The organism is Patulibacter medicamentivorans, from assembly GCF_000240225.1.
Taxonomy (GTDB): domain Bacteria; phylum Actinomycetota; class Thermoleophilia; order Solirubrobacterales; family Solirubrobacteraceae; genus Patulibacter; species Patulibacter medicamentivorans.
Genome location: NZ_AGUD01000069.1, coordinates 1 through 4,756, shown reverse-complemented (window position 1 = coordinate 4,756; position 4,756 = coordinate 1). Strand labels below are relative to the sequence as shown.

General features: G+C 76.8%; 4 protein-coding genes and 1 pseudogene. 4 read left to right on the top strand and 1 reads right to left on the bottom strand.

What is annotated here, in order from left to right; genetic code table 11:
- The 3 genes and pseudogenes from PAI11_RS06940 to PAI11_RS06930 all read left to right on the top strand — a co-directional run.
- Positions 1-918: pseudogene (locus PAI11_RS06940) on the top strand (hypothetical protein); the annotation flags it as partial.
- Between the two features lie 99 nt (positions 919-1,017).
- Positions 1,018-2,139, top strand: a complete 1,122-nt coding sequence (locus PAI11_RS06935) for a glycosyltransferase family 4 protein (protein ID WP_007572326.1) — start codon at positions 1,018-1,020, stop codon at positions 2,137-2,139.
- An 89-nt stretch (positions 2,140-2,228) separates the two neighbouring features.
- Positions 2,229-2,699, top strand: coding sequence for a hotdog fold domain-containing protein (locus PAI11_RS06930; protein ID WP_007572325.1), 471 nt, complete (start codon positions 2,229-2,231; stop codon positions 2,697-2,699).
- On the opposite strand, the gene PAI11_RS06925 is transcribed toward PAI11_RS06930, so the two are convergent.
- The gene (locus PAI11_RS06925; RefSeq protein ID WP_007572323.1) at positions 2,653-3,423 is read right to left on the bottom strand and encodes a GNAT family N-acetyltransferase; all 771 of its coding nucleotides are present in this window, start codon (positions 3,421-3,423) and stop codon (positions 2,653-2,655) included. The genes PAI11_RS06930 and PAI11_RS06925 overlap by 47 nt on opposite strands.
- A gap of 151 nt (positions 3,424-3,574) precedes the next feature.
- Here PAI11_RS06925 and PAI11_RS06920 point away from each other — a divergent pair.
- Positions 3,575-4,756: glycosyltransferase (locus PAI11_RS06920; RefSeq protein WP_040598856.1), on the top strand; the 1,182-nt coding region annotated here is incomplete at its 3' end.

Below are 4,756 nucleotides of genomic sequence, written 5' to 3'. Positions count from 1 at the left end.
GCGCGCCCTCCGAAGCCACGGTCCTCGGCGCGCCCGACCCCGCCGTCCACGGACGCGCCGCCCGCGGTCCGCCCGCGCCAGGCGACCCGCGCCACGGTCCCGGCACCGGTCGTCCGTCCGGCGTCCGGCTCGGCGGCGGCGGGCGGGCCGCCGTCCGACCCGGGCGGTCCGTCCGCGGGCGGTCGCTCCTGGTGGGGCCTGGTGCTCGTGCTGGTGCTGGCCGCCGCGCTGGCCGGGGTCCTGGTGGCGATCCTCGCCGGCGGCGGCAGCGACGAGCCGTCGGGCCGGACCACGTCGACGCGTGGCGGGAAGCAGTCGACCGCGACCCGCGATCGGCCGGCGACGACGCCCGCGAAGCAGGGCACCACGACCCCCGACGGCGGGCAGACGACCCCCGACGGGACCACGCCGCTGGCGGTCGACGGCGGCGGCACGATCGCCGGTGACCCGCCGGCCGACGGCTCCGAGATCGCCGACGGCGTCGCGCCGGCGATCTACGACGCGGGCTCGCAGGGGTGGCGGACGCTCGTCGCCCGGCCCGACCAGCGCTCGTGGTTCACGCCGACGCGGGTCACGCAGAGCGGCGGAGCGCTGTACCGGCTGCGCCAGGTCGGCCCCGACGGCCGGCTGATCCTGGTCGACTACACGCCCGACCAGCCGGCGCGCTTCGACACCAGCGCCGCCAACGACGACCGCGTGATCGACAGCGGGGCGTTCGGCCCGGTCACCGGCTACGCGTTCGAGCGCGTGCGGGTGGCCGGGATCGCCGAGTGCGCGACCGCGGTCTGCGTCGACGTCCCGCTGAACCAGAGCGACCGCGGCCCCGGCTGGGGCGTGCTGGTCGCCGCCCCGACCGCCGACGAGGCCTGGGCGACCGCGACCCGGATCGTCGGCGAGACCGGGCCCAGCACCCGCTGAGCGACGTCGCGCCGGGCCGTCGCCGCGGGTGACGCGCCCTCGCGGCGGTTCTCCCGCTGGCCCGATGGGCTGGCTCCAGGTCTGTAGCTTGCAGCCTCCGTGCACGTCCGGATCGTCGACCCGTCCGCCTACACCCCGCCCTACGACCACGCCCTCTGCTCGGCCCTGGCGCGCGCGGGGGTGCGGGTCACGCTGGTCACCAGCGACTTCCCGTACGGCACGGTGCCCGGTCCCGACGGCTACGAGATCGAGCACGGGTTCTACCGTCGCAGCCTCGGCGCCCCCGGGTCACGGGTCCGGCGGCTCAGCAAGCTGGCCGGCCACCTGCCCGACATGCGGGCGCTGCGGCGGGCCTCGCGCGATGCCGACGTCGTGCACTTCCAGTGGCTGGCCGTCCAGCCGCTCGACGTCCACCTGCTGCCGCGGGACCGGCCGGTCGTCCTGACCGCCCACGACGTCCTCCCGCGCGAGCCGCGGCCCGGCCAGGAACGCGCGCAGGCGCGGCTCTACGAGCGGGTCGACGCGGTCGTCGTCCACTCCCACCACGGCCGCGACCGGCTGGTCGACCGGCTCGACGTCGACCCGGCCAAGGTCCACGTGATCCCCCACGGCGCCTTCCGCCACCTGACCACCGTCCCGCGGGCGCACCTGCCGTCGCCGCTGCCGGCGGTCAAGCGCCCGGTCGTCCTCTGCTTCGGGCTGATCCGCCCGTACAAGGGGATCGACGTGCTGATCGACGCCTGGCGCCAGCTGACCCAGGACCGCTACTGGCCGGCCGCCGAGCTGTGGATCGTCGGCCTGCCGAAGATGGACATCAGCGACCTCAAGCGCGACGCGCCGGTCGGCGTCCGCTTCGTCGACCGCTTCGTCTCGGACGCCGAGGCCGCCGCGTTCTTCGATCGCGCCGACGCGGTCGTCCTGCCCTACCGCGAGATCGACCAGTCGGGCGTGCTCTTCACCGCGCTCGCGTTCGGCAAGCCGATGGTGCTCTCCGACGTCGGCGGGTTCCCCGAGATCGCCCGCGACGGCGCCGCCGACCTGGTCCCCGCCGGCGACTCCGACGCGCTCGCCCTGGTCCTGCGACGGCTGCTGCGCGATCGCGAGCGGCGGTCGCGGCTGGGGCGACGGGCGGCCGAGCTTGCCGCCGGGCCCTACTCGTGGGACGGCGTCGCGGCCGCCCACCGGGCGCTCTACGAGCAGCTCGTCGCGGCGCGCGCCTGATCCCGGTACCGCCGGGCCCACTGGCCCGCTCGGCCTCCGTGCGACCACGCACGGAGCGATCTCCTACCAGGAGTAGGATTCGCTCGGCCATGCCCAGCCTGAACCTGCTCGCCGCCCACCGCAAGCTCGAGCGCGTGCCGCTCGGCCGGGGCGTCGTCTCGCGCGCCTACCGGACCGCGGCGCCGTACTTCCTGACGATCCCGGCCCACCTCGACGCGCTGGAGCCGGGGCGGGCGGTGGCGTCGATGGGCGCGGTGCCGTGGACCCGCAACCACCTCGGCGGCGTCCACGCGATCGCGCAGTGCAACCTGGCGGAGTACGTGATGGGCGCCGTCGCCGAGGCGACCGTCCCCGCCGGCCATCGCTGGATCCCGCGCGGGATGACGGTCGACTACCGCAGCCGCGCCGGCGGCCGGCTGACGGCGACGGCCACGCTCGACCTGCCGGCCGAGCTGGCCGACAAGCAGGAGCTGCCGGTGCGGATCGCGATCGTCGACGGCGCGGGCACCGAGGTCACGTCGGTCGAGATCCGGATCTGGGTGACGGCGAAGCGCGGCTGACGCGGCCGCGGGCCGGTCGGGCCCGGCGAGCGGCCGCCTCCCGCAGCTCCCGCAGCCCGTGCCGCTGGCGGCCGTCGGCGTCGAAGTTGGCCGGGTCGAGCCAGGCGCGGAAGCCGGCCCCGACCACCGGCCACTCGCCGTCGAGGATCGAGAACCAGGCGGTGTCGCGGTTGCGGCCCTTGACGACCATGTCCTGGCGGAACGTGCCCTCGTAGCTGAAGCCGAACCGCTCGGCCGCCGCCTTCGAGCGCTCGTTGCGGGCGTTGCACTTCCACTCCAGCCGCCGGTTGCCGAGGTCCTCGAAGGCGTGCGCGGCGAGCAGGTAGATCGCCTCGGTCGCGGCCGGCGTCCGCTGCAGCCGGCCGCCGAACCAGACGTGGCCGATCTCGATCCTGCCGGCGTCGGGAGCGAACCGCATCAGCGCCAGCATCCCCGCCGGCTCCCCGGAGCGCTGCTCGACGATCGTCAGGAACCAGGGGTCGATCGACGCGCCGCCCGCGGCGAGCCACTCGCCGAAGGCGGCCCGGTCGGCGAACGGCCCGTACGGCAGGTAGTCCCACAGGCGCGGGTCGCCGCCCTCCGTCGCCGCCACGTGCAGCCCGTCGCCGTGGGCCTCGGGATCGAGTCGCTCCAGCCGCACGTGGACCCCGCTCAGCGTCCGCCCGTCCGGGCGCTCGGCCCCGGGGAAGTCGACGGTCGGGCCCAGCCGCTGCTCGTCGTCCATGGGCCCGACGGTAGCGAGCGGCGGTCGGCGGACGGCAGGGCCGGTCGATGGCGCCTGGACCGGCCTCGCCGTTGGCCGGCGCTCGTGACGTTCCGGTCGCCAGGCGACCGCTCCGTCCCCCACCGGCCGCGCTCTGCGACGATCCCTGGCCGTGCGCCTCCTGCACCGCGTCCCGCTCCTGCTGCTCGCCTGGACCCACGTCGGCTGGGGGCTGTTCCTGCGCCTGGCCCGTCCGCTCGGCCGCGTCGCCGACGACCGCGAGGCACGGCCGGCGGGGCCGCTCGCCGGGGCGTCCGCCGACGCGGTCGCGACCGCCGACCGGACCGCGGCCCCCGGCCCGACGGTCTCGTTGATCATCGCCGCCTACGCCGAGCAGGACGTGATCGCCGACACGATCGCCCGCCTGCGGGCCCAGACCTGGCCGCGCGAGCGGCTGCAGCTGATCGTCGCCTGCGACGGCTCGCCGGATGCCACCGCCGAGCGCGCGCGGGCGGCCGGGGCCGACGTCGTGCTCGAGCTGGAGCGGGGCGGCAAGCACCACGCCCAGACCGCCGGCGTCGTCGCCGCCACGGGCGAGCTGCTGCTCTTCAGCGACGCCAACACCCGCTGGGAGCCCGACGCGGTCGCCGAGCTGGCCGCGGCCTTCGCCGATCCCGCCGTCGGCTACGCCTGCGGCCGCGTGACGTTCGTCGCCGCCGAGGGCGGCGGCAACCAGGAGGGCGCCTACTGGCGGCTCGAGATGGCGCTGCGCCGACGCGAGAGCGACTGGTGGTCGGTGACCGCCGGCAACGGCGCGATCTACGGCCTGCGGGCGGACCTGTGGCCCCGGCTGCGGACCGCGCACGGGCACGACCTGTCGCTGCCCCACCAGGTCGTCCGCCTGGGGCGGCTGGCGATCGACCGGCCGACCGCCCACGCCAGCGAGCCGATGGTGCCCTCGATCGAGGGCGAGTGGCGGCGCAAGCGGCGGATGATGAACCAGGCCTGGCGGATCGTCCTGCGGGGCGGGCGCCGCGGCGGCCTCGACGGCGGGATCCTCGACCCGCGAGGCCTGCCGCCGCGCTACCTGGCGGCGATCGTCAGCCACCGCTGGCTGCGCTACGCCAGTCCCTTCCTGCACCTGCTGGCGCTGGCCGCCGGGCTGCGGCTGCTGGCGTCCGGCCGCGCGCCGCGGGCCGACCGGCTGCTGCTCGCCGCCCACCTGGCGCTGCTCGCCGGGGCGGCCGGCGCGGGCCGCCGGCGCTGGCGCCCGCTGCTGCTGTGCCGCTACTACGTGGCGATGACCGCGTCGATCGCCGTCGGGCTGGCCGACCACCTGCGGCACGGCGCGCCC